The organism is Rhodococcus sp. YL-1 (assembly GCF_001942025.1).
In the GTDB taxonomy this organism is placed as follows: Bacteria; Actinomycetota; Actinomycetes; order Mycobacteriales; family Mycobacteriaceae; genus Rhodococcus_F; species Rhodococcus_F qingshengii.
In genome coordinates, this window is the sequence record NZ_CP017299.1 from 127,049 (window position 1) to 151,061 (window position 24,013).

The following is a 24,013-nucleotide window of genomic DNA, read 5'->3' on the forward strand; positions in this document are numbered from 1 at the left end:
CTCTAGCGACTCGGGAGGCGAAGTAATGACGAAGGTTCTTGTACTCGGTGGCTACGGTGCCGTCGGGATTCCCCTGATGAAACAACTCGCGAAGGTCCCCGAAATCTCCGCGTACTCCGCCGGCCGTGACCCTGCCCGCGCGGACGTCGTCGTTGATCTTAAAGAACCAGGCGCGTATTCGACTGTGGTTCGAGACTTCGATGTCGTGGTGAATGCGTCGGGTTTCGAGGATGTTCGCCTGGCCGACGAAGCGGTACGCGGTGGGGCGGCATTCGTCGACATCACGGCGACCTCGAGCTACTGCGAAGAATTGGAAGCGGTCGACGGACCCGTTCTCATGGGCGTCGGGTTGGCGCCGGGATTGACCAGTGTCCTTGCAACCGAGGCGCATCGACTCGGCGACGGACCCGTGGACATCCTGATCGGCCTCGGCGGTGGAGAACTACACGGGCCGGCCGCAACGGCGTGGACGTACGGGATGTTGGGCACGAGGTTTCCTGATCCCGACGGACGATCGGTCCGCAACTACACCGGGATGAAGACGTTTCGAATACCGGCCGATGCGACCGGCTACCGCACCGGTCCTGCTGTGCGGGCCGACTTTTCGGACCAGCATGCGTTGACGCGAGACCTCGGTGTTCCGGTCAGGACGTACCTGCGATTGGACACGTCCACCGCGACGCTCGGACTTGCGGCCATGACGTGGGCACCCGCGCTACAGAAGGTCGTGCCGAAGAAGCTGTGGGGCTCGGATCGTTGGGTAGCGATGGCCCGAGCGGATACCGGCCCGGCGCTGTGGGTTTCGGGGCGTAGCCAGTCGGTCGCGACGGCAGCTATCGCCGCGCGCGCCGTGCAGGTGATTCGGGATGCCGCGATCTCGAAGCCGACGTGGTTCCACGCGGTGGAAACCACCGAGTCGTTGCAAGCGGCGGTTCCCGAACTGTCAGTGCGGCAATGGGATGGTGCGAGCCGATCGTCCGGCAAGACTGTCCACTAGTCGGGGCGAGCCGAGAAACGGCAATCCGGCGGCCGCATTGGTGAGACAACCGGGTACGACGACGCGGACGACGTGCAGGCCGGCGTGGAGAACATCAGTTGTGGTGAGATCGACCCATGCCGGCCGGAAACCGGCTGCCGTCAGAGCGCTTTCGGTGCCGGCGGCTGATGTCAGAGAGTCGAGTCCCACCTCGCCGACGACGGCACCGACCAGCTCACTCTCGAATCGTGCTTGGATCTCCGGGTCCAGGTGAAGTTGCAAGTGGCATCCGTAGTCCATCACGTCGGCAAAATCCGATCGGTAGGCGCCTGCATAGCTTCGGTCAGCTCGCCAAGGCGCAAGCGGACTGGTCGGGGAGGCCGCGGCTCGACCGATGCCGCTCTGCGGGTTGTCGTAGTCGGCGGAAAGCAGCTGCAGCTGAAGCGCTTCGCCGAGTGACTTGAACGCAGCGGTCTGGGCGTCTTCGTGGCAAGCGGTACCCATGGTCGAGTATCCGGTCAGTCGGTCGCAAACCAGGGCGCCCAGGACGGGGATCTCAAAATCACTCTCGAATGAAATCCACCTGGTCGAGAGGCTGTCGTGATTGCCCAGTCGAAGAAGCGCCTCGGGCATGCCGGTGACGACCCGAACACCACGCCGCCCGGTCCAGGACAGCGTCATCGCGTCTCGTTCGACTATCTCGCGCAAGGCATTGTCGATTGCGAACTTCACCGAGGGTCCGGCGGCGAGACCCGCCTGAGCTACCGGAGAGATCGCCGGACCCGTCCGGGCGACGAAATGAGGATACGAACCCCAGACGAGTTCGGCCGGTACCCAGATATCCGAACCCGTGATCAGGTCGGCTCCGCGAGTCCAGTCCATCTCCAGATCGTCGGTTGGTTCGACGAACGGGAACTGTGGCCGCGCGTACTGGGCGGCGTCGAAACGCGCGAGTTGTGACAGGTCGATGCTTGCTCCGATCAAGGCATCGGCCGACCCGCGGACGATCGGTTTGGCGACGATGTTGCCGCAATATCGTTCCACCGCTTCGCCTATCGCAGCTGCGGTAGGCCGTGCACGGTTGCCCAGATCGAAGCAATATCCGGCGCCGGCCGAGTCACTGGACCAGGGTGAAAAGCGTGCTGAATCACTGACATACGAGTGAATCAGCTTGAACTCGGGCGGAAAGTGCTGGGGAACAACGGCGTCGACCAGCTCTCGAATGATCCCAGTTCGGCGGTCGACGAGCGAAGATGTCATGCGAGGGGGACCGGCAGATGCAGATGGGTGGTCGATGCGCTGGTCAATCTGCTACCTCCAAGAAGGGGAAAGGCTGCCGGGGCGTTGTTGTACAGGCCCGGAGTCAGGATGCGGACGACGTGCAACCCGGCAATCGAGATGTCGCCGGTGGTGAGATCGACGGAAATCGGCTGGTGTCCCCGTGACATCAGAAGCGCTACGAGAGAAGCCAGATCCAACGGCGCTTCGTCGGGAATCTCTGATACCGAGAGTGTTTCGGTGTAGTCGAAGAGATGTTCCTCTGCGGCCAGGGCCATCACGGGATCGAGATAGAGTTGGGCGACGGTCGGCAGATCGACGATGTCTTTCCATTGCGGATCGAACTCGTCCCGGTAACGACGGTCGGCCCGAAAGGGTTTGTACAGGTGCGCCGGCAGCGTTCCGTCCGCCACGCTGCGCCAGGTCGGCCCGTCGGGGTCGGCGAGGTCGATCGTGATGGCAAGTACGGCATACGCCTCGACAAGCGCCTTCGAGACTGCCGCCTCCACCGTCGGTCGACAAGCTGTGCCCAGCGCGACCAGTCCACGTCGGTCATCGCGGATCCACGCTGCGGCGACGGGAATGCCGAAGGGGGAGGGAAGCAGCAGCACTCGAACGCTCCGGGTCTGGCTCTCCAGATCCCCGAGTTGGCGGTGCGCAGGCAACCGCTCCCAGTCGGAAAGCTCGATCGCCGGCTGTGACCGGTCCCCGCACCACCACAGCGCGGTGGCATCGCGTTCGAGAAGTTCCAGCAGAGCTGACATCTCGGCCTCGTCGCGTGAGCGTCCCGCTGCGATTCCGGCGTACTGCAACGACGCGATCGGTGGCTCGCAGCGACGGGTGCCTGTGTAGTACCCGAGATAAGTCAGGGCCGCAGGCACGTAGGTGGGCACCTTTTCGTCCATGGTGTGACCCAATGCCCAGCGAATGTTCAGATCAGAGGTGAAGGGAACAAAGGGGAATCCGGGAAGGCGGTACTGATCCTCGCTGTACAACGCAAATTTCGCCGGATCGACGACCCGTGAGCCGGCCAGTTCCAGCGCTGATGCACTGCTGCGGACCAGATCCTCGGGGACCACGTTGCCGCAATATCTTTCGACGGCCTCACCGGTTGCCGCCCCGCGGGCCGCTGCATCGTTGCGTATCGAAGCCCCGAATCCGTAAGGGTCCGCGCGAAACAGTGAACCGCTGCCGCCGAAGTTTCTGGTGTCGGCCACCCTCGCGGCCCAACCGACCCAGCCCGTCGGCATGTCCGAGCGAATGTGTGGTTCCAGTGAGGTCAGCACGCCGCTCCGGGCGTCGACCAGCAAGTCATCCACCGTCAGTTCCTCCGAGTATCGGCAGGGTCAACGACCCGGAAAATGATTGGTGCAGTGCGGTACTGCGTGTTCCTCGATAGCGATCACCGTCTCCGAGATTGCGTGCGAGGCGGGGGAAGTCCGATCCGGCGATCCGCAGCGACAAGACATCACCCGCGCGCACTGTGTGCAACACGGGATCGAGATCGATGGTCAACGTGCCGGAGCAAAGGCTGACGCCGGCCCCACGAGCGATCGACCTGGTGACTCCGGCGCTATCGACGACGCTCAGCTCGACGATCCAGTCAGCTTCGCCCTCGGGCGAATGCACTGTCAACTCCACCGAAGGCATTCCCGACAGCACACACTCGACCTCCATGTCGAAAGTCCAGACAACACAGTCGTTTCGGTCCCGTGAGGCGTCATACAGGAAGCTGTAGGCCGCATCCTTCCGATCTGGTTCGAGATGAACGCGATTCGCACCCGTGACAAACGGTTCGGTCGACCATTCGCCGACACCCCGGTCGAATACCCGATTGATGGTCAGGGGCCGCGCAGCGAATACCGATTCCATCCACTCGACCTGAAGGCGGCCGAAACTTGTCTCGCCGACCCTTCCAGGGCGGAGGTCGTGCGCCCAGGGGCCCACGATCAAACTCTGCGGCCCGCGCCCCACGGACGTGAAGTGCCGCAGTGTCTCCCGAATCATCGCATCGTCCCAACCGCCGATGTGCAGCCCGGCGATGTCGAGTTCGGAGAGTTCGTCCGCGGACACCAGATCATCGCCACCGAAGTCTTCGCGTTTGCGAGCGCGAAGGATCGGCGTCAACCAGCCCGGTGAATCGGAGGTCAGACCGACTTTCTCGATCATCGACTGCACCGGGAGATGTTCCAGCAAAGCTGAATCCGAACGCATCAGTTCAGGGATGAAACCCTCACGGGAGGAAGACGAATCTCCGTGCTCGCCCCACCACGCCAGATGCTCGGCGAGGAGAAGTATCCCCGAGGGATCACGTTTGACGCGGTCGCTTCCGATGGTCGGCACCTTGGAGACGACGCCGTCTACACGAAATGACCGATCGGCGCTGTTGGTCTCGGCAGCAAATGCCCAGGCGGTTCCGGCCGCATACGAAGCCCCGCTCGCGATGACGCACTCCGGTGTCCACGGCTGATCCTGCAGCCACTCGGCCAGGGCGGCGGCGTCCTCGCGCTCGTGGAAGTACGGTTCCCAAGATCCGGTGGAATCGTGCCGTCCACGTACGTCCTGACAGATGAAGGCAATTCCTCGCGATCGCCATTCGAGCCCCTCGGCCAGATGCCACCCGCGTCCGTACGGGGTTCGGATCACGATCAATCCTCGAGGTGAAGAATCCGGTGGGAGAAGCACATCCGTAGCCAGCGAAGAGCCGTCTGCTGCCGGGATCTTCACTCCGAGTGAGATCACCGGAGCGTCGGCGAAGGCTCGAGAACGCCGCCTGGCAGAGGTAGCACGGGATGGCGAGTCATCATGAGGGTTCGCGGATTCATCCGGATCTGGTGGTGAAGGTGTGATGGCGGTGCGCCATGTACACCAGCCACGACGTCCGAACATGCAAGCGCACTGGCCATTGCGGCTGCGGTGGGTGAAAGTTCGAGCGGGCGAAGTTCGCTGCCGGCGAGGTGATTCCACAGTGCCCGCAGATGATCCGGGACGCGCGACGCGGCAAGCCGTCGACCGCAGACGTCCCGGTAGCTTGCGCTGCCGATACCGTCGAAGAAGGGTCCGATGCAGATCTCACCCAGCTCCGCGTGGACGCGTTGCCACGGTGTTTGGTTTCGGCGGCACCAGGTATCGAGTTCCGACCACTCGTCGTGAGGAGGAGCGCCGGCAACCGACAGTACGAGGTCCGACGACGCAACGTCGTGTTCGATTGGCGCAGTGGTGGATACGACCTCGAGATGCGGAAGAGCCTTGGAGAGCAGGGCGATGCAAGCATCGGCAACGGGCCCGATCCCGTCCATCAGCACACGCTGTGGGCGCGGAATCTCTGGCACTTGACCTGGAACAGCCAGCACGCCGCGAGAGACGAGGGCGTCGGCGATCTCGATAGCTCCCGGGCCGAGCACCGAACCAGAGCGCCTGAGAAAGTTGTCGAGTTCCGCGAGGTCTTCGGCCGGCGCGCCGATCGTGACCGCGTTCTCGTCCGGTGTCAGGTAATGCCAAGTGCCGTCCGGGGTCGGATACAGCTGGCGTCCGTCGGCGAGGGCGTACACGGATCTCCTTGTCGGTGCCCGCACCCGACGAGTCGGATGCGGGCGGGGTCATCGGCAGATCAGACTGTCGAAACAGTCTGGATCAGGGGAGGTTTCAGCTCTGGAAGCTGAACGGGTTGTCGACGAGGGCGTTGGTGCCCACACCCTGCAGGGCGTGTGCGGACGTTGCCTCGGCAACCGGCTCGAAGGTGAACGGGTTGTCGACGAGAGCGTTGGTGCCGACGCCCTGGAGTGCATTGGCCGGAGCCGAGTTGGAGACGCTGTCGAACGAAATGTTGCTCATTGTCATCCCTTCCGTAATGGAAACCATTTCCATTACGATGCCACCGTACGAAAGATCGCCACGGAGAGCAACAGGTACAAGAGAGTGCATACATGAGCGAGACCCCGACGACGGGATCCGTCGAAGCGCAACCACATGTCTTTCGGGACAGATCGTTTCGATTGTTCTTCACGGCTCGTACGATTGCCGTAGCCGGTGCGGCGGTCACCGGAGTGGCCATGCCGATCCTGGTGTTCGACATCAGCCGGTCTCCGTTTCTCACCTCGCTCGCGGCTGCGGGGACGGTTCTGCCGTATCTCGTGTTCGGCTTGTTCGCCGGCGCCGTGGCAGACCGAGTCAACCGGCGGACGGTCATCCTGTGTGCGCAGGCCGTAGCTGCACTTGCTTTGGCGAGTATTCCGGCGGCGCAGGCACTCGGCGTATTGACGGCGTGGCATGCCGTCGGCGTATCGATGTGCATCGGAACGTGTTTCGTGTGGTTCGACGCCGCTGCTTTCGGAGCGCTGCCTGCTCTGGTCGGTCGGCAGAGGATACCGGCGGCCAACAGCGCGCTGTGGACGTCCAGCACGCTGATCGATGTTGTCTTTCCGGCGATAGCCGGCGTGCTTGTGGCCTCGATCGGCCCGGCCTACGCATTGGGTGCTGATGCACTGGCTTACGTACTGGCCGGGCTGGCCATGGCCTCGATCGGAGCCTCGTTTTCGATTACTCCTGCGGCGCCGAAGAAGTCGGGAACCGGAATTGCGCGTGACATACGCGAGGGCCTCAGCTTCCTCTGGCGGTCGCCGCTTCTGCGAGCCTTGACCGGCGTCGGCTTCGTCAATTCCCTGACGCAGGGTGCGGTTACGGCGCTCCTGGTGGTGTACGCATCCGAGAGGCTTGGGATTTCGACGTCGAGTCCGATGATCGGCGCCGTGTGGACGGCCGTCTCCGTGGGTGGAGTGGTCGGGGCGCTCGTGCTTCCACGCCTACCGGCGCAGTGGCCGGTCGGGGCGATCACTGTCGGGGCGCTGACCATCGCCCCGGTGGTGCTGTTCGTCGTTGCGACAACCGGCAACACCGGCGCCGCGATCACGGCGCTCGTCGTCTACTCCGGCTGTGCGACCGTCACCATCCTCAATGGCATCGGTGCACGTCAGCGCCTGACTCCGGATCGTCTGCAGGGGCGCGTGAACACCACGGCGAGGATGGTCGCCTGGGGTGGTTCGCCGGTCGGCGCCTTGATTGCCGGGGCAATCGCAGGACGCTGGGACATCGGCACCGCCTACCTCGTTGCGTGCATCTTTGCGCTGGTCGGGGCGCTCTTCGCGTGGGCGAGCGCGCTGCGGACCGACCCTTATCCGCACAAATGAGCATGTGACTATTAATGAAAACGACTGTCGTTATGGTTAGATCCACCTGTTCATGACTGCGAACCCCACCGACTCAGGAGTGCGATGACGCTGACCAGCGAGGCAGCACCACGAGTGCCGTCGCGTCCACATCCCGTCGGCGAGCGCGGGTACGTCCCGTTTCTGTTGGCCACGGCGGTTGTGCTTGTCGCGGTCTCCACCGTCGCGGTGTGGTCGGGTGCCGCGTCGGTGTCCTTTGCCGACGTGTTCGCGGTGTTGTACGCACACGTCGGCGGTCCGCCGGTCGACCCGTTGCTCGATCGGATCGTGTGGGGATTGCGGGTACCGCGCATTCTGATTGCGGCATTGGCGGGCGCCGGGCTGTCGCTGGCCGGCGCCGTGCTGCAAGCGTTGGTGCGCAACCCGATTGCCGATCCGTACATTCTGGGCGTGGGTTCCGGAGCATCCTTCGGTGCAGTACTGATCATGACGACCGGCATCGGCACCGGCCTGTCGATCGGTGTTCCGGTGGCAGCCTTCCTGGGGGCCATGGTTTCCCTGATCGCGGTTCTCGTACTGGGTCGGCGAGAGGGAATGCTCGTCCCGCTGCGCATGGTCCTGGCCGGAGTTGCCATCGGCTATCTGCTCTCGGCTGCAACAAGTTTTGTGCAGTTGCGCGCCGATCCGAGTCAGCTTTCGGGAGTGCTCTTCTGGTTGCTGGGCTCGGTGAGCGGGGCCAGTTGGTCGGATCTCGGTGTGCCCGCCGCGGTGATCACCGTCTGTGCGGCAATTCTGTTGACACAATCGCGCCAACTCAACGCGTTGGCCATGGGAGACGAGAGCGCGCAATCGGTCGGCGTGGACGTGCGCCGTACCAGGTTGCTACTACTGGTGATCGCGTCGTTGCTGACCGCGGTTGTCGTATCCGTCGCCGGGGGAATCGGTTTCGTGGGGCTGCTCGTGCCGCACGCCGTACGACTTCTGGTCGGTTCCGATCACGGCAAGCTGCTCCCCGCGACCGCGTTGGTTGGTGCCACCTTCCTGGTGATCGTCGATCTTGCGGCTCGGATGTTGGATGCGCCCAACGAATTACCACTCGGGATCATCACCGCCGGATTGGGTGCACCGTTCTTCCTCTGGTTGCTTCGACGGGACGGCGGTGCGCAGTCATGAGATTGTCGGCCAGCGGAATTCACGTCGTTCGGGGCGGACGCCTCGTGGTTTCGGGTGTAGACCTCGAAGCGCCCGAGGGAAGCGTGGTCGGACTCGTCGGACCGAACGGCAGTGGAAAGTCCTCCCTCCTGCGCGCGTTGTATCGCTCGATGAAGCCTCGAAGCGGAATCGTGAAGGTGGACGAGGTGAATGTTTGGGACGATCTCTCGCCTCGATCGGCGGCACGCATCATCGGTGTTGTGGGGCAGGAGCATTCATCCGATTTCTCGTTCAGTGTCCGCGAGGTGGTTGCAACGGGTCGGACGCCGCATCACAGCGCGTTCTCTCGACTCGGCGAGATCGACCGAGACATCGTCAGCGCCGCACTGGTGCGAACCGGCATGCAGGGCTTTGGATCACGTCTCTTCGCCGAACTGTCCGGCGGAGAAAAACAGCGTGTGATGTTGGCCCGGGCGATCGCTCAACAACCGTCGGTCCTGGTCCTGGACGAGCCCACCAACCACCTCGACATCCGTGCTCAACTCGAATTGATGGAATTGGTCGCCGAACTCGGTACCACGACGATTGTCGCGATCCATGAACTCGCCTTGGCCGCAGCGTATTGCGACTACGTCTGTCTGCTCTCCGGCGGGGTAGTTGTCGCGACAGGACCAACGGCCGAGGTCCTCACCGAGGACCTGCTGTCCGAAGTATTCGGGGTTCAGGTGCATCTCGGCACTCATCCGTTGACCGGGCGCCCCCTGCTCTCGTTCGCCCCTCCGCTCCTACACACGAAAGAAGCAGTGTCTTGAAATCCTCGATACGTACTGCCGCGCTGATGTGCTCGGCCGTTACCGCCACCGCAGTACTGACCGCATGCGGAAACTCCACGGCGGATTCGGCGGCGTCGTCGTCCGAGAAGATCACCGTCACCAATTGTGATCGCGAGGTGACGGTGCCCAAGACGGCGGAGCGGATTGTCTCGCTGTATCCGTCGATGACGGAACTTCTCATTCAGCTCGGCGCCGCCGACCGCATTGTCGGACAATCGAATACCGACCTCTCTCCTCCCAGCCCCGAACTCGCTGATCAGTTCGCGGCCGTGCCGGTACTGAGCACCGGAGTTCCCGCGAAAGAAGCATTGCTCGACGCCCGACCGGATCTGATCGTCTCCGACGGGGAATACTGGTTCGACGGTGACCGATTGCAGACCATGGACGAATTGCGTGACCTCGGCATCCCGATCTTCGTGAACAGCGGCTACTGCCACAAGGCCGTCACCGAAGGGCGGATCGACGACGTCTGGTCCGACCTCGACGGTCTCGGCGCCTTGACCGGAACAAGTGACGCGGCAGCAACCCTCCTGACCGACGGCAAGAAGTCCCTCGCAGCAACCGAGGCATCTGTCGCCGGGCAGGAGCCGGTTCCCACTGTGATGGTTCAGGTTTCGGAGGGACAGTCCTATGCTCTGGCCAGGGGCCTCTACAGCAGTGTGCTCGAGGCCGCCGGGGGAAGCAATCTTTTCGAGAACGACCTTCCCGACGGAAAGTACTTCGGCCAGGTAGCCACGGAATCGGTGCTCGCGAAGTCGCCGAAGGCTGTCCTCGTCGTCTACTCCACCGAGTCGGCTCGGGAATCCACCCTGGATGCTGCGCGGACGGCATTTGCCGGAACCCCCGCCGCGACATCGAATGCGATCTTTGCCGTTCCGGAGGCGTGGTTCGCCGGCGAGTTGGTCTCGATCGACGGGGCCGGCGAGGTGTCTCGCCTGCTGCACCCGGGTTCGTGACCGCACTCGAGCGAATCGAGGCCGTCGTATCGCTGCATGCAGTGTTGGACCGGACGGTGAGTCCGTCGGAGCTACCGTTCGACGAGCACGCACTGCCGCCGGTGACGTGTGAATCCGTGGAACTGCCGGCCGCGACGCCACTGCCGGCCTGCGGGTTCGCGGACGTCTTGCAGGCACGGCGGAGCCGCTACGACCCCGCACAGACGGCACTCCGAGCAGGCGAGCTGTCAAACGTGTTGCACCACAGTGTTGTCAGCAGCCCGACGGCGGGCGGGATGCGCGAACTGACGCTGTCGTTTGTTCTCAGCCGACCCGGAGACGAGCTCGGAGCCGGGGTATACCGATATGCCCGAGGCCGTGCCGAAGCTGTCCGGCCAGGCGACGTGCGAGAGCACCTTCGAGCGAGCCTTCTCCAACCCGAGTTCGTCGACGTGTTCCCGGTTCTTTTGTTTGTGGTTGCCGACGTGGAAGCGCCGCTCGAGAAGTACGCGATGCGGCACTACCGCACGATGCACGTGGATGCCGGTGTGCTGGTTCAGAATCTGTACCTCGTGACCGAGGCGATGGGACTTGTGGGCTGCGCCATCGCAGGATTCACGGATGCGCGAGTGGCATCTCTGTTGAATCTCGCGACGACGCAGCTTCCCGTCATGGCTTTTGCCCTCGGGAGGCGCAGCTAGGTCAGGCGAGGATGCGCGCCTTCTGGGTCTCGAACTCGGCCTCGGTCAATACTCCCGCATTCTTGAGTTCGCCCAGCTTGGTGAGCTGTTCGAGCTTTAAGTCCATCGATGCTGCCGGAGCTGCCTGCGGTGGCAGGGGTGGTAGATCGGGAATCGGAGGCACCGGCTGGGCCTGCGCTGCGCGAGCCTGATCTTCGGCGGCCCAACGGGTCCGCTGACGGCGCTGAACATTGCCGTGAATGGAGCTTGCGACGGCTACCCGGCCGGCTCGCCTCAAGAAACTCATGCGTCCTTCTCCGTATTGCCTGGTGCGGTGTTGTCGAGTGCGGTGGCAAGTTCGTCCAAGCTCAGGTGACCTTCGGTGACAATCTTTGCGCCGCTGCGTGTCCACGCGTCGATCACCGGCAGTATGGCCAGTTCCTCGTAAACGAGCACGGCGGCAACACTACCGGTGGCCAACTCGTCACCAACGGCGGCGATGTCGCCGGCGTCGAGCAGTCCGGAGGCTGCGCCGTCGAACTGCGCCAGATCGAAATCTGCGAGTTCGAAGGTCGATGCCGGTACGACGGCCACTGATCCATCGGCGGCTTTGGTGACGAACTCGAGGTCGAGGATGCGGATCACGCCGGAGTCGACGAGAGTGAGCAGCTGCTCGAATCCTGCGGAGGTCGGTGCACCGCCGGGAAACTCGACGGCAACGTATTCGATCGGACCGAATTGGTCTTGGTTGGACATCGGTTACTTCTTGCCCTTCGTGGGTTGCGGTTCTTCCAGAGCAGGTACTTCGTCGGGCATGCGGCCGGCCGGAATGATGGCGAGCAGGGAGAGTCCGGCGAGGACGAGTAGCGAGGTTCGCAGGGCGCGCAAGCGCGCTTCGGTGTTGATCCGGATGGCTTCGTCGATCTGTGCTTGTGTCGCCGAGGTGTTTTCGAGCGTCACGACGAGTTGATCGTTGGGGACGAAGTTGACCTGGTCGAGATTGATCCCGGACTCGACCTTGAGTGATGCCGGGATGGTGGGGTTGTCGATCAGCTGCGAGCTGACGAGGGAACCGAGGATTCCGACGGCGAAGACGCTGGCCACCGCGATGCCGACGCTGCCGGACATGTTGTGTACCAGTCCTCGCCAGGCACCGACGTCGCCGGCCAGTTCCTTGGGGGCTGCGGTGAGGAGGGTGTTGAACACCAGCGCAACGATGGCGCCCTGCCCGAGGCCGAGGGTGATCAGTCCGATGACGACAAAGATCTGATGCCAGTCGCCACGAATGGTGAAGGCCAACAAGATGAGTCCAGCGGCAACGACGACGAACCCGGCTCGTGCGATCAGACGCGGGGAGTACGTCTTGTACAGACGCGCGACGACGGTGCTCGCGATGAAGATCGAAAGTGTGTACGGGATGATCGAGAACGACGTCTGCAAGCTGCTGCGGCCCTGGATGATCTGCATGTACAGCGGAATGAGGAAGTTGGCCGCGGTTCCCACGAACATCATCGTCGCCATGCAAATCGTGGTGGCGCGCTCGGCGCCGGTCTTGAGGACGTCGAGGTTGAAGAGCTGAGGCTTGTTCTGCGCCTTGCGGCTTCGCGTCCACTGGAAGAATCCCTGCGCGCAGATGGTGCCGAGGACGATCAGGATGGCCGCGGGTGAAACACCGATGACCGAGAACGGCGCAGCGTCGGTGGCCAGGATGACGCCCCACGAGTTCAGGCCGCTGAAACCGAAGCTGAGCAGGATGACGGCAACGGCAGCAATGGCGGCGCCGGCCCAGTCGATGGTGATGTCCTTCTGCGGGGGAACAGGTTTGACCCGGAAGCTCAGGATCAGGTTGACCACCGCGAGAGCCACGACGAGGGCGAACGAGTATCGCCACCCGATCGTCGTCGCGAAGGAACCGGCGATGAGCAGCGCCAGCACACCGGCCGCCGGGATTGCTGCTGCCAGGTAACCGATGGCCTTTGCCTGCTGATCGCCACTGAAGTTCGTGGCGATGAAGACCGTCAACGCGGGAGCGATGAGGGCGATCACGGCGCCGGATGCAGCTTGGGCCACGAACAGCATTGCCGGGCTCTGACTCAGGGCGACCGCGGCCATTGCGAGGCCGTGAATCGCGACGGCAATCTGGAAGACCAGACGCGTTCCGTAACGGGCGCCGATCTTGGCCCCCAACAGAATGAAGGCAGCCATGGCGAAGGTGCCCGCGGTGATCGCGGTGCCGACACTTGTTGCGGGCGTGTCGAGATCGGTGGTGATGCCGGCCATCGAGACGGTCAGGGCGTTGACGGCGAACGACGCCTGAATCTGGGTGAGGACCACCACGATGAGTGGTAGCCAGGAGGCGGTGCTCACGGCGGCCGTTGTGGCGGCCGCGCCAGGCTTTACGGACATGATGGGTCACGCCTTCCTCGACACTGCGTGTACTCGCGACGTGCCCGGATCAGCCACGCACGGCTACATTAGCCGGAATTGTGCTGAATGGTCGCCTGCAAGTGGTTGGTTTCTTCGCGGTAGACCACCATCTCCCGGTGCAAGGCGCGACGGAAGCGCGGTTGCTCGGCCAAGAGTACGGCCAGCACGGTCAGCAACAGCCACGTCGCGGCCGCGCTCGCGAGGAGCAGCAGGACCGGAATCCACGGACCGCCCATCTGCTCGAGCAGCGTCGTCTTTGCCCAGACGCGCCAGTAGAGCATCAGATTGACGATCAGTCCGACACCGTACGAGATGACGAAGGACAGCAGGAACTGCTTCCACGTGCCGTCGTGGCGCCGCGCCGTCATCGGTTCTGCCCGCAGCGGCAAGCTCACCGACATCACGTTCGCGACCCCCAACCAGAGCAGGATCATGGTGAGCACCTGGCCGCACGCCTTCACCAGGTCGGCACTGCTTCCGGAGCGCCACGCGAGGACGGCGCTGAGCAGGAACCCGGCGCTGCCGACGAGGAGCAGCATCACCGCGTTTTTCGCGACGAGCACGTGCCAGAGCCTCGTTCCACCGGACAACGCAGCGCGCACGCGGCCGGCGTCGAAGCTGAGCGCATTGGTGCACACGACGCTTCCGACCACACCCGAGAGTGCGTACAGCGCAAGGTAAGGCAGTCGATCTTCCTTGGTGTCCCACTGGAAGAGGCGAATGAATGCCAGGTACGCCAAGCCCATTCCGAGGCTCAGCCCCAGCCGAAAAGCGATCGACCGAGGCTTTCCACTCACCACGTGCCGTGCTTCCTCACGGATCCGGGAGCCGAGATCCTGCACATGCCGGACGACGGGGTTGCCCGAGTTCAGCGGGACGTAACCACGGATCGCGGCGGCGACGGTATCGGTGTCACCGGCATCGAGCGCGGCGACGCGTGCTTCGAGAACCGCAAGGTGGGCGGCGCGCAAGGCTATCCGTGCGGTGGTCACCGCGGCGACGGCGTCGGCCTCGGCCTGCGCGGCGGTGCCGATGCCGGCGTCGGCGGGCAGCGTCGGCTGCAACGTCGTGATCAGTTCGAGTTGGCGCGCCATGTGCGGCGACGGTGACAACCCGCTGTACGACGGTCGGCTCAGCGCTGATCGTTCGTCGTCGAGCGAATCACGGACGGCCGCGGCAGCCTTGCGGACGGCTGCCGGGTTGTGCCAGCGCACCGACCGGGCGTCACGCTCGGCGGCGACGGCCCGGGAGGCAACCTCGGTCAGATCCTCGACCGCTGTCAATGTCTGCTCCACTCGGTTTAGGTTGGTTTCATGACCACCAACTCGGAAAAGGAAGATCTCCAGCGGTACCTGCAGGCAGCACGTGATGCGCTCGTCTGGAAGCTCGACGGGCTGTCGGAGTATGACATTCGGCGCCCGATGACCCGGACAGGGACCAACTTGTTGGGTCTGGTCAAACACATGATCGGCGTCGAGCTCGGGTATTTCGGTCCGACGTTCGGCCGTCGGGTTCCCGATCTCCCCGCGTGGTTGCGTTCGGAGGAACTCAACGTCGACATGTGGGCCCGCGCCGACGAGTCCACTGCCGACATCGTCGAAACCTATCGCCGCACCTGGGCTTTCGCCGACGCCACGATCGAGGAGCACGATCTGGACGCCCCCGGCTTCGTGAAGCACTGGCCGGAGGATCGTCGCGACGTCACACTGCACCGGATACTCGTTCACGTTGTCACCGAGATCCATCGGCACGCCGGCCACGCGGACATCGTGCGGGAGCTGATCGACGGCGCCGCTGGGATGAAGGCGGGCGACAACAATCTGGCTCCCGGCGATGAGGCGTGGTGGGCCGAGTACACCGACCGTCTGGAGACGGCGGCACGCGAGGCCCACCACGCTTGAACTACTCGAATACCGCTGCCGCGCCGATCACCACGACAACGATCACGAAGTTGATCAGTAGCAGTGGCCAGACGAAGCGCAGGAACTTGTCGTAGCCGACCTTCGCCATGGCCAACCCGCCGACAACGACGACGTTGGTCGGGGCAACCATCAGCATCAGGCCGTGGCCCATCTGGAAGGCGGTGATGACGAGTGCTCGGCTGACTCCGGCAAAGTCGCCCAGCGGCGCGAGCAGCGGCATCGCCAGGGTGGCGTGACCGGAACTGGACGGGATCAGGAACGCCAGCGGGATGTTGACGAGCATCACCAGGATCGCGAAGACCCCCGCCGAAGCGCCGCTGACCAATTGCTCCATCGCGTTGAGGATGGTGTCGAGGGTTTCGGTGTTGGTCATGATCACCGAGACGCCGCGAGCGAGCAGGATGACGATCGCCGGTCCGACCATGTCGCCGGCTCCACGCGTGATCAGGGAGACGATCTTCTTCTCACCCATCTTCGCGACTATGCCGACGAGAACGGCGGCGAGGATGAACAGCATCGCCAATTGCGGGAACCACCAGTTCAACTCGAACCAGTAGGGCTCGGTTGCCGTGACGTGGTACGCGTCGTACTCGGCCGGACCGGTAGTGGCGCCGAAGATGCTCGACCACGGGATGACGGAGAAGATCATCAGTCCGAAGGTGAGTCCGGTGATGAGCAGTACCAGCTTCTGAGTTCCGGTGAGCTTGCCGTCGATGTCCACCGGCTCGGCCGGCTCTTCGTCTTCGTCGTCCGCGATGTCGAAACCGACAAGCGACTTGGACGGATCCTTCTTCACCTTTGCGGCGTAGCGGAGAACGAATACCACTGCCACAGCGGTCAATACGATCCACAGGATCACGCGCAGCACGATGCCGTCACCGATGGAGACGCCTGCCTCACCGGAGGCGACGCCGATCGAGAACGGATTGACGGTCGACGCCATGTTTCCGACCAGAGCGCCGAGGATGATCATGGTGGCCGCGACCATGCGGTCGTAACCCAGTGCCGTCATCAGCGGGATGAGCAGGGCGTAGAAGCCGAACGTCTCGACCGAGAAGCCCATCGTCGAACCGAGCAGCGAGAACAGCACCATGATGACGGTGATGAGCAACCAGCCCTTGTCGCTGAGCTTGGTAGCGAGTTGGGAGACAGCGGTTTCGAGACTGCGGGTGGCAAAGCTGACCGAGATGAACGCACCGAGCGCCATGATGAAGAGGACTACGCCGACCGAACCGAAGAGCCGTCCGATGTTGTCGGTGTCGACGAACCCGGTGATCGAATCCTGTACGCCGTACAGGCCGTTCACGGGGGAGAGGATCAGTTGCTGGATTCGTTCCCAGAACGAGAGCGGAGACGTGACGGTCTCGAAGCTGCCGGGAACGGGTGAGCCGTCCACGTCGACGCCGAAGCGTCCGGCCGGAATGGACAGTGCCGCAACCCAGACCAGAATGGTGACGATCGCGAGCATCGTGACCGCACCGGGAAACTCGAACTTCTTCTTGGCGGGCGTTTGCGCGGATCCCGTATCGGTCTCGGTGCTCATTTCTTCCCCTCGAAGGTGTGTGCGTACTCCTGGAAGAACAGTGCTTTGGCGACGACGGCCTTCTCGAGCTCGTCGAGCAGGACGCGTTCGTTGGGGCCGTGGATGTTCGCGTAACCGTCGGTGGCGCCGAACAACAGCTTCTCGGCGGTGGGCACTGCTGTATCCAAGGCCATCACGAGGGGGATCGAGCCGCCGCCTGCCATCAGCCCGGCCGGCTCACCCCACGACTGCGATAATGCAGACAATGCCGCGTCGAAGGCCGGTCCACCTTCGGCTGCCGCAAACCCGTCGCCGGTTTCTCCCGCGGTGACAGTCAGTTGTAAACCGAAGGGGCGCAGGGCTTCCAGGTGCCGGACCAGAGCAGCCTGCGCCTCGATGGCAGGTTGGCGCGGGTGTACGCGCAGATTGATCACGGCGCGGGCAGTGCTTGCGACGGCGTTGACCGCCCCGTCCACAGGGGGAGCGTCGATGCCCGTCACGGTGATGGCCGGGCCCGACCAGATGCGTTCGCCGATGCCGCCGGTTCCGAGCAGCGGAAGCCCGTCTTGGATCTCGGCGAGGGTGCGGAACTCGTCCTCGGTGTATGAACTGCCGGTCCACGGTTCGCGCAGGAGGCCGTCGACCGCCACGTCACCGTTGTCGTCGTGCAGCGACGCCAGTGCGCGGGTGAGCGCGAGGCGGGCGTCCGGTGCGGCGCCGCCGTAGAGGCCGTTGTGCTTGTCGGCTCCGAGAGTGGTGAGTTCGACGATCACCTGGGCCGATCCGCGCAGTGCGACGGTCAGGGTCGGTGATCCGGGTCGAACGCTCCCGACGTCGGCGATGACCATTGCGTCGGCCGCAAACAATTCGGGGGCTTCCGGCGGATAGTTGTCGAAGGGGCTGCCGAATTCTTCCTGGCCTTCGATGACGAGCTTGACCGTCACCGGCGGCTTTCCGTCGAAGACGCGAAGCGCGCCGATCATACCGATGACGTTTGCCTTCGAATCTGCCGTACCGCGGCCGTAAATCGCGCCGTCACGCTTGCTCGGTTCGAAAGGCGGTGAATCCCAGAGTTCGACGTCGTCGGCGGGAACGACGTCGTAATGCGAATACATCAATACGGTCGGGGCTCCCTCTGGGCCGGGGACTGTCGCAATGATGACCGGCGCAGTTTTACCTGTTATTTCGAGTTTCTCTATCTTCGTGACTCCGGACCTCTCCAATAGAGAAACGATCAGGTCGTGAGCCTCGAACAGGGGCTCGCTGGGGAAACCTTCTGTTGCTATCGACGGAATACGAACAAGTTCGACGAGTTCCGACTCCAGTGCCGGCATCAAAGCTGCAACTGTTTCCTTGATCGTGGAATAGGAGGGCGAGGCGGATTCTTCCGGCACGGAATTGACTCCTTCTGGGAAAGGCGAAAAACATTAGAGGCAGAGTCTTACACCCGATATGCGGGGTGTGAAAGGGTGACCCGAACAAAAAGCCGAAGTGGGGCGCCGGGCTCGCGATTCTTGACATTGACGTCAACGTCAACACACACTGTGACGGTGACCACCAGTGAAACGCAGGAGCGAGCGCGGACAGCCCGCAAACTCGGCGACGGTCCACGCCGTGCCGGACTGCTCGACACCGCTGCCCTCTGCTTCGGCGAACTCGGATACGACGCCGTGACGGTCGAGACGATCACGACCAGGGCTGATGTGTCCCGGGCGACCTTCTACGCGTACTTCTCGTCGAAGGACGAGGTCTTCCGCGCCGTCGCCGAAATGATGTGCCGACGCTTCCTCGACGCTCAGCACATGGAGGGCCCGGCGGCCGAGGATCTACGCGAAGTTCTCCGAACGACCACGTCGGCGTTCATCACGGCCGTGTACACCTACGGTGACCTGCTCGCGGTGATCGAGCATCGGGCGCGGGTGGATTCCGAGGTCGAGCGCAGTTGGTCGGCGGTTCGCGAAAAGCTCGTGAGCCGCTACGTCCGCTTTGTCGAACGGATTCGACAGGTTCACGACGTAGATCCCTGTGTTTCGCCCCCGGTGCTCGTTCAGATGATCTCGGACGCACAGATGGCCGGTGGAGCACGACTGAGTAAGGCGAGTGTCGAAGAGCAGAACCAGTTCATTGCAGATATGACGACGATGTCCGAGCGGTTGATCGGGTTCGAAGAGTCGAAATAGATTTCTTTTACGAATGGAGTGATCGGTGGCAGAACAAGACGTGCTCGAAGCGGCTCTGGCGGAGATCTCTGCGCTGCAACAAGCGCATTGGCCCGCCGGCATTCCCCGCGCCGTCGAGTATCCGCTCGAAGGTGGGGGACTTGTCGATTACTTGCGGCATTGGGCGATCGAGCGGCCGGATACTCCTGCCATCGTCTTCTACGGCCGGGTCATCACGTATTCCGAATACGACGAGCTTTCGGATCGTTTTGCCGGATGGCTGCTGTCACTCGGAGTCGAACGCGGCGATCGCGTCGGCGTTCACCTGGTCAATTGCCCTCAGTTCCATATCGCGATGCTCGGCATTCTCAAGGTCGGTGCGGTTCACGTGCCGATCAATCCACTCTTCCGTGAACATGAATTGATTCACGAACTCAACGATGCCGGCGTCAAGGTCCTACTGACGCAGAACACCTTCTCGAAGTTGGTGAAGAAGGTTCGCTCACAGACTCCACTCGAACACGTCGCGAAGACTGCAGTGTCGGACATGCTGACGGCGATCCCGACCGTCGAACTGCCCTTCGAGGTCGACGATCCGCGCCTGAGCGACTGGCAGTCGATCATCACCAGTGAGCGGGCGACTCCTGTCGCCACCGAACTCGATTCCCTCGCCGCCCTGAACTACACGGGCGGAACGACGGGAATGCCCAAGGGCTGTGAGCACACTCAGCGCCACATGGTTTACACCGCGGCCACCGCGACGCTTGCGGGCGGTGACCAGGTGGGTGCCAATCCGCCGGTGTCCCTGGTGTTCTTGCCGATCTTCTGGATCGCAGGTGAGGACTTCGGCATCCTGGTTCCGCTCGTCAACGGCGGAACCGTGGTCCTGCTGAATCGTTGGGATGCGGAGACCACGCTCGACGCTGTCGAGGCTTACGGCGTGACCTCGCTGGTCGGAACTGTCGACAATTACGTCGAACTGATGGACACGCCAGGATTCGCGGAGCGAAATCTCTCGACACTCCAGAACGTCATGGCAGTTTCGTTCGTTCTCAAACTCGATCCGGCCACGCGCCAGCGGTGGCGCGAGGCTACCGGCGGCGTTCTGCGCGAAGCGAGCTACGGCATGACCGAAACCCACACCGCGGACACGATCACCCTCGGCTTCCAGGACGGCGACTACGACCTGAAAAGCGAGCCGGTGTTCTGCGGAATTCCGGTGCCCGGCACCGACGTTCTGATCGTCGATCACGACGGCAGGCCGGTTCCCGTCGGCGAGCACGGGCAGATCATCGTGCGCAGCCCGTCCATCCTTTCCGCGTACTACCGCAACGAGGGGGCCACCGCCGACGCCATCCGTGACGGCTGGCTGCAGACCGGTGACGTCGGAAAGTTCAGTGAGCGTGGCGGTTTGCACTATTTGGCGCGGAACAAGGAAATGATCAAGACCAACGGCATGAGTGTCTTTCCCTCCGAGGTGGAAGCGCTGCTCATGCTGCACCCGGCGATCGAAAAGGCTGCGGTGGTGCCGAAACCGGACCCGGACAAGGGGCAGGTGGCTTTTGCGTTTGTCCAACTGGTCGAGGGTTCCGACACTGTGGCCGACGAGATCGTCTCGTGGGCGAAGGAGAACATGGCCACGTACAAGGTGCCCGAAGTGGAAGTGCTCGAGGCGCTTCCGATGACAGCGACAGGAAAGGTGCGCAAGGGCGATCTGTTCGAGCGCACTCAGGGGGACAAGTGAGACTGCTGATTGCGAACCGCGGCGAAATTGCGCTGCGGATCATTCGAACTGCCCGTGAACTCGGGATCGAGACGGTGTCGGTGTACGCCGAGGACGACGCGTCCAGTCCGCACGTCGCGGCGGCCACGGAGTCGGTGCCGCTCGGAGCGTCGGGCGCATCCGCGTATCTCGATCAGGGGGCTTTGCTGAAGATCGCGGCCGAAACAGGCGCCACGCACGTGCACCCGGGTTACGGGTTCCTCAGTGAGAACGCCGAATTCGCGCAGGCGTGTACCGAGGCGGGCATCGTCTTCGTCGGCCCGGACGCCCAGGTTCTCCGGACTTTCGGCGACAAGGCCAGTGCCCGCACCGCGGCTGTCGACTCAGGAGTGCCGGTCCTGCCGTCGACATCGGCGAACGCCGACCTCGACGAGGTGCGTGAATTCTTCGAGCGCAATTCCCGCGGGATCATGATCAAGGCGCTCAGCGGCGGCGGTGGCCGCGGCATGCGCGCGGTGCGTGACCCGAAAGCACTCGACGACGCGTACCGTGTGTGTGCGGCCGAAGCCCAGTCGGGATTCGGCAGTTCGGCACTGTTCGCCGAGGTACTCAGTGAGCACGCTCGGCACATCGAAGTGCAGATCGTGGCGGCACCGGGGCAAGGTGGAACCCACGCGCTCGCTCTGGGTGACCGCGATTGCAGCGTCCAACGTCGCCATCAGAAGTTGATCGAGGTTGCGCCCGCGCAGGGGCTGTCGGGGGCCCTGCGCGATCGTCTTCACGCTGCGGCGGCGAGGCTGTGCGCCGAGGTCGGCTACCGCGGCATCGCGACGGTCGAGTTCCTCGTCGAGGAACGCGGCTTCGTCTTCCTCGAGGTCAATCCCCGAATTCAGGTGGAGCACACGGTGACCGAGGAGGTCACCGGAGTCGACCTCGTCTCCGTGCAGCTCGCGATCGCGGACGGAGTTCCGTTCGAGAACTTGGACTTGCCAACAGGGATCATCGCTGTCGAGAAGGGCTCGGAGGCAGTCGGATCCGTGGCAAACGCTTCGGGAATCGCGATCCAGACCCGCGTCAACATGGAAACCATGACGCCGGACGGCAATGCGTTGCCCTCGTCGGGCACGCTCGACAACTTCACTCCTCCGGGCGGGCCCGGCGTGCGAGTGGACACCTTCGGTACGGTCGGAATCTCGCCGAGTGCGCGTTACGATTCGCTCTTGGCAAAGGTGATCACCCACACGCGTCGATCGGATTTCCCTGCCGCGGTGCGCAAGTCGATTGCCGCTTTGAGTGAGTTCGCCATCGACGGCGTAGCGACCAACATCGAGTTCCTGCAGGCAATACTGTCGGACAAGGACTTCCGCGACGGCCTGGTCGACGTCGACTGGTTGGGTTCTCGATTGGCGGACCTCGTCCCCGACGTTGGCCCACAAACGCCCTCCTCGTCTGTGGACGTGGCACCGGACGAGGATGTGGTCCGTGCACAGATGGCGGGCATCGTCGTCGAACTCGCGGCAGTCGGTGACGGAGTCCATGCGGGTGGCCAGGTTGCCGTCCTCGAGGCGATGAAGATGCAGCATGTTCTCTCGGCGCCCGGTGATCTCGAAGTGGTCCGGGTCCTGTCGTCACCGGGGAGGTCGGTGGGTGCGGGCGAACCGTTGCTCGTCGTCTGTAGTGCAAGCGCGGGATCGAAGCTCGCCGAGGTCGACGAGGTGGACCTCGACGACGTGCGTCCCGATCTCGCGGAGATCATCGCTCGCCACGAGGTGACCCTGGACCCGGCCCGGCCCGCAGCCGTGGCGAAGCGTCACAAGCTGGGACGCCGGACTGCTCGCGAGAACGTCTACGACCTGGTCGACGACGACAGCCTGGTCGAGTACGGCGCTCTCGCGCTGGCGGCGCAGCGGAGTCGGCGAAGCGAGGAAGACCTGATCGCCAACACTCCTGCCGACGGGTTGATCGGCGGAGTGGCGACCATCAGCGGCGGCGAGAGCGTCGTGATCTCGTACGACTACTCGGTGCTCGCCGGTACCCAGGGCATGCGCAATCACGCCAAGACCGACCGCCTGCTCGAGATCGCCGATCGCAAGCGAGTTCCGGTGGTGCTGTTCGCGGAAGGTGGCGGCGGTCGCCCCGGTGACACCGACGCCGGCGCCGGGGCGGGCCTCGAGCTGGGAACCTTCCGCGCCATGGCGGCGCTGAGCGGGCGGGTGCCCATGGTCGCCGTCGTGTCCGGGCGCTGTTTCGCAGGCAACGCGGCCCTGGCCGGCGCGTGCGACGTCCTGATCGCGACACCGGACGCCAACATCGGGATGGGTGGTCCTGCCATGGTCGAGGGCGGCGGGCTCGGAAACTTTCGCCCCGAGGACATCGGCCCCATCGACGTGCAGCGCCGCAACGGCGTCGTACACCTGGTCGCTGACGACGACGCTCATGCGGTGGCGCTGGCCAAGCAGTACCTCGGCTACTTCCAGGGTGCGAGCGGAGAGTGGACCGCTCCGGATCCGCGGCTCTCGCGGCATGTGGTGCCGGAGAATCGCCTGCGCTCGTACGACGTTCGTGGAGCGATCGACGCAATCGCGGACGTCGACAGCGTCCTGGAACTGCGTCGAGACTACGGACGCGGTGTAGTAACCGCACTCGTTCGTGTCGAAGGAGTTCCGTACGGTGTGCTGGCGAACAGCAGCGAGCATCTCGGCGGCGCGATCGACGCGGAAGCCTCGGACAAGGCTTCGGATTTCCTGGAACTGCTCGAAGCGCACCGCATCCCTCTGGTGACGCTGTGCGACACACCGGGATTCATGGTGGGCCCGGATTCGGAGGAGGAGGCGACGGTTCGAAGGTTCGGCAGGTTCTTCGTTGCCGGTGCTCGCCTCACCGTGCCGTTCGGAACGATCATCCTGCGCAAGGGTTACGGGTTGGGCGCCATGGCAATGGCCGGTGGTTCCTTCCACGCCCCCGAGTTCACGGTCGCGTGGCCGACGGGCGAGATCGGGCCGATGGGTCTGGAAGGTGCTGTGCGTCTCGGTTTCCGCAAGGAACTCGAGTCCGTCGAAGATCCGGTGGCTCGGGAAACGCTGTTCGGTCAGTTCGTGGAACTGGCCTACGCACAGGGCAAGGCGCTGATGGCGGCGACCACGTTCGAACTGGACGACGTCATCGACCCGGCCGATACCCGTGGATGGATCAGACAACTCGGCAGAAACAGTTGAGATCCTGCTGATTCGAGCTGTTGCCG

General features: G+C 63.6%; 21 protein-coding genes. 10 read left to right on the plus strand and 11 right to left on the minus strand.

From position 1 onward, the window contains the following. Positions 1-25 precede the first annotated feature (25 nt). On the plus strand, positions 26-997 hold the full coding sequence (locus BH682_RS00630) for a hypothetical protein (protein ID WP_037130941.1): 972 nt from the start codon (positions 26-28) through the stop codon (positions 995-997). Here the strand turns inward: BH682_RS00630 and BH682_RS00635 are convergent. From BH682_RS00635 to BH682_RS00655, 5 genes are all read right to left on the minus strand, one after another. Continuing rightward, complete coding sequence (locus BH682_RS00635; protein WP_030535883.1) at positions 944-2,236, minus strand: YcaO-like family protein; 1,293 nt, start codon at positions 2,234-2,236, stop codon at positions 944-946. The two genes, BH682_RS00630 and BH682_RS00635, sit on opposite strands and share 54 nt — an antisense overlap. Next, entirely contained in the window at positions 2,233-3,573 is a 1,341-nt protein-coding gene (locus BH682_RS00640; protein WP_075831737.1) for a YcaO-like family protein, read from the minus strand. The genes BH682_RS00635 and BH682_RS00640 overlap by 4 nt, the downstream gene beginning before the upstream one ends. After that, positions 3,566-4,996: a CocE/NonD family hydrolase gene (locus BH682_RS00645; protein ID WP_075831739.1), complete on the minus strand. Its 1,431-nt coding sequence runs from the start codon at positions 4,994-4,996 to the stop codon at positions 3,566-3,568. The genes BH682_RS00640 and BH682_RS00645 overlap by 8 nt, the downstream gene beginning before the upstream one ends. After that, the gene (locus BH682_RS00650; protein ID WP_075831741.1) at positions 4,993-5,805 is read right to left on the minus strand and encodes a hypothetical protein; all 813 of its coding nucleotides are present in this window, start codon (positions 5,803-5,805) and stop codon (positions 4,993-4,995) included. The genes BH682_RS00645 and BH682_RS00650 overlap by 4 nt, the downstream gene beginning before the upstream one ends. 94 nt (positions 5,806-5,899) lie before the next feature. Then, a complete protein-coding gene (locus BH682_RS00655) occupies positions 5,900-6,088 on the minus strand; it encodes a streptamidine-related RiPP repeat protein (protein ID WP_003943543.1) in 189 nt (62 codons plus the stop codon). Positions 6,089-6,180: 92 nt separating this feature from the next. Here BH682_RS00655 and BH682_RS00660 point away from each other — a divergent pair, with 92 nt between their 5' ends. From BH682_RS00660 to BH682_RS00680, 5 genes are all read left to right on the plus strand, one after another. Continuing rightward, entirely contained in the window at positions 6,181-7,440 is a 1,260-nt protein-coding gene (locus BH682_RS00660; protein ID WP_042920631.1) for an MFS transporter, read from the plus strand. 84 nt (positions 7,441-7,524) lie between these two features. Continuing rightward, positions 7,525-8,592, plus strand: coding sequence for a FecCD family ABC transporter permease (locus BH682_RS00665; RefSeq protein WP_042920630.1), 1,068 nt, complete (start codon positions 7,525-7,527; stop codon positions 8,590-8,592). Further along, complete coding sequence (locus BH682_RS00670) at positions 8,589-9,383, plus strand: ABC transporter ATP-binding protein (RefSeq protein WP_042453274.1); 795 nt, start codon at positions 8,589-8,591, stop codon at positions 9,381-9,383. The genes BH682_RS00665 and BH682_RS00670 overlap by 4 nt, the downstream gene beginning before the upstream one ends. Further along, positions 9,380-10,360 carry an ABC transporter substrate-binding protein gene (locus BH682_RS00675; RefSeq protein ID WP_075831743.1) on the plus strand — a complete coding sequence of 327 codons (981 nt, stop codon included), beginning with the start codon at positions 9,380-9,382 and terminating at the stop codon, positions 10,358-10,360. The genes BH682_RS00670 and BH682_RS00675 overlap by 4 nt, the downstream gene beginning before the upstream one ends. Continuing rightward, entirely contained in the window at positions 10,357-11,040 is a 684-nt protein-coding gene (locus tag BH682_RS00680; protein WP_075831745.1) for a SagB family peptide dehydrogenase, read from the plus strand. Before BH682_RS00675 ends, BH682_RS00680 begins: the two co-directional genes overlap by 4 nt. Before the next feature lies 1 nt (position 11,041). Here BH682_RS00680 and BH682_RS00685 read toward each other — a convergent pair whose 3' ends face one another. The 4 genes from BH682_RS00685 to BH682_RS00700 form a co-directional block, all read right to left on the minus strand. After that, a complete protein-coding gene (locus BH682_RS00685) occupies positions 11,042-11,326 on the minus strand; it encodes an SHOCT domain-containing protein (protein ID WP_007735909.1) in 285 nt (94 codons plus the stop codon). Then, positions 11,323-11,775, minus strand: a complete 453-nt coding sequence (locus tag BH682_RS00690; RefSeq protein WP_007735911.1) for a DUF6325 family protein — start codon at positions 11,773-11,775, stop codon at positions 11,323-11,325. Before BH682_RS00690 ends, BH682_RS00685 begins: the two co-directional genes overlap by 4 nt. 3 nt (positions 11,776-11,778) lie before the next feature. Then, a complete protein-coding gene (locus BH682_RS00695; protein ID WP_050657053.1) occupies positions 11,779-13,425 on the minus strand; it encodes an MFS transporter in 1,647 nt (548 codons plus the stop codon). Between the two features lie 68 nt (positions 13,426-13,493). Continuing rightward, a complete protein-coding gene (locus tag BH682_RS00700) occupies positions 13,494-14,741 on the minus strand; it encodes a hypothetical protein (protein ID WP_223304489.1) in 1,248 nt (415 codons plus the stop codon). Between the two features lie 18 nt (positions 14,742-14,759). Between BH682_RS00700 and BH682_RS00705 the strand changes: the two genes are divergently transcribed. Continuing rightward, on the plus strand, positions 14,760-15,347 hold the full coding sequence (locus tag BH682_RS00705) for a DinB family protein (protein ID WP_003944177.1): 588 nt from the start codon (positions 14,760-14,762) through the stop codon (positions 15,345-15,347). Between the two features lies 1 nt (position 15,348). Here the strand turns inward: BH682_RS00705 and BH682_RS00710 are convergent, their stop codons facing one another. Further along, a complete protein-coding gene (locus tag BH682_RS00710) occupies positions 15,349-16,911 on the minus strand; it encodes a YfcC family protein (RefSeq protein WP_075831747.1) in 1,563 nt (520 codons plus the stop codon). Beyond that, positions 16,908-18,284 (minus strand): M20/M25/M40 family metallo-hydrolase, encoded by a 1,377-nt coding sequence (locus BH682_RS00715; RefSeq protein ID WP_075831749.1) that lies wholly within the window; start codon positions 18,282-18,284, stop codon positions 16,908-16,910. Before BH682_RS00715 ends, BH682_RS00710 begins: the two co-directional genes overlap by 4 nt. 150 nt (positions 18,285-18,434) lie before the next feature. On the opposite strand from BH682_RS00715, the gene BH682_RS00720 reads away from it, so the two are divergent. From BH682_RS00720 to BH682_RS00730, 3 genes are read left to right on the plus strand one after another with little or no spacing between them, the layout of a single operon-like run. Then, entirely contained in the window at positions 18,435-19,070 is a 636-nt protein-coding gene (locus BH682_RS00720; protein ID WP_019746323.1) for a TetR/AcrR family transcriptional regulator, read from the plus strand. A gap of 25 nt (positions 19,071-19,095) precedes the next feature. After that, complete coding sequence (locus tag BH682_RS00725; protein ID WP_075831751.1) at positions 19,096-20,793, plus strand: AMP-binding protein; 1,698 nt, start codon at positions 19,096-19,098, stop codon at positions 20,791-20,793. Then, a complete protein-coding gene (locus tag BH682_RS00730; protein ID WP_075831753.1) occupies positions 20,790-23,987 on the plus strand; it encodes a carboxyl transferase domain-containing protein in 3,198 nt (1,065 codons plus the stop codon). Before BH682_RS00725 ends, BH682_RS00730 begins: the two co-directional genes overlap by 4 nt. Positions 23,988-24,013: the final 26 nt, after the last annotated feature.

Coding starts and splice junctions, on each gene's coding strand:
- BH682_RS00630 (WP_037130941.1), top strand. CDS start 26: ATGACGAAGGTTCTTGTACTCGGTGGCTACGGTGCCGTCGGGATTCCC.
- BH682_RS00635 (WP_030535883.1), bottom strand. CDS start 2,236: ATGACATCTTCGCTCGTCGACCGCCGAACTGGGATCATTCGAGAGCTG.
- BH682_RS00655 (WP_003943543.1), bottom strand. CDS start 6,088: ATGAGCAACATTTCGTTCGACAGCGTCTCCAACTCGGCTCCGGCCAAT.
- BH682_RS00660 (WP_042920631.1), top strand. CDS start 6,181: ATGAGCGAGACCCCGACGACGGGATCCGTCGAAGCGCAACCACATGTC.
- BH682_RS00665 (WP_042920630.1), top strand. CDS start 7,525: ATGACGCTGACCAGCGAGGCAGCACCACGAGTGCCGTCGCGTCCACAT.
- BH682_RS00670 (WP_042453274.1), top strand. CDS start 8,589: ATGAGATTGTCGGCCAGCGGAATTCACGTCGTTCGGGGCGGACGCCTC.
- BH682_RS00685 (WP_007735909.1), bottom strand. CDS start 11,326: ATGAGTTTCTTGAGGCGAGCCGGCCGGGTAGCCGTCGCAAGCTCCATT.
- BH682_RS00690 (WP_007735911.1), bottom strand. CDS start 11,775: ATGTCCAACCAAGACCAATTCGGTCCGATCGAATACGTTGCCGTCGAG.
- BH682_RS00695 (WP_050657053.1), bottom strand. CDS start 13,425: ATGTCCGTAAAGCCTGGCGCGGCCGCCACAACGGCCGCCGTGAGCACC.
- BH682_RS00705 (WP_003944177.1), top strand. CDS start 14,760: ATGACCACCAACTCGGAAAAGGAAGATCTCCAGCGGTACCTGCAGGCA.
- BH682_RS00710 (WP_075831747.1), bottom strand. CDS start 16,911: ATGAGCACCGAGACCGATACGGGATCCGCGCAAACGCCCGCCAAGAAG.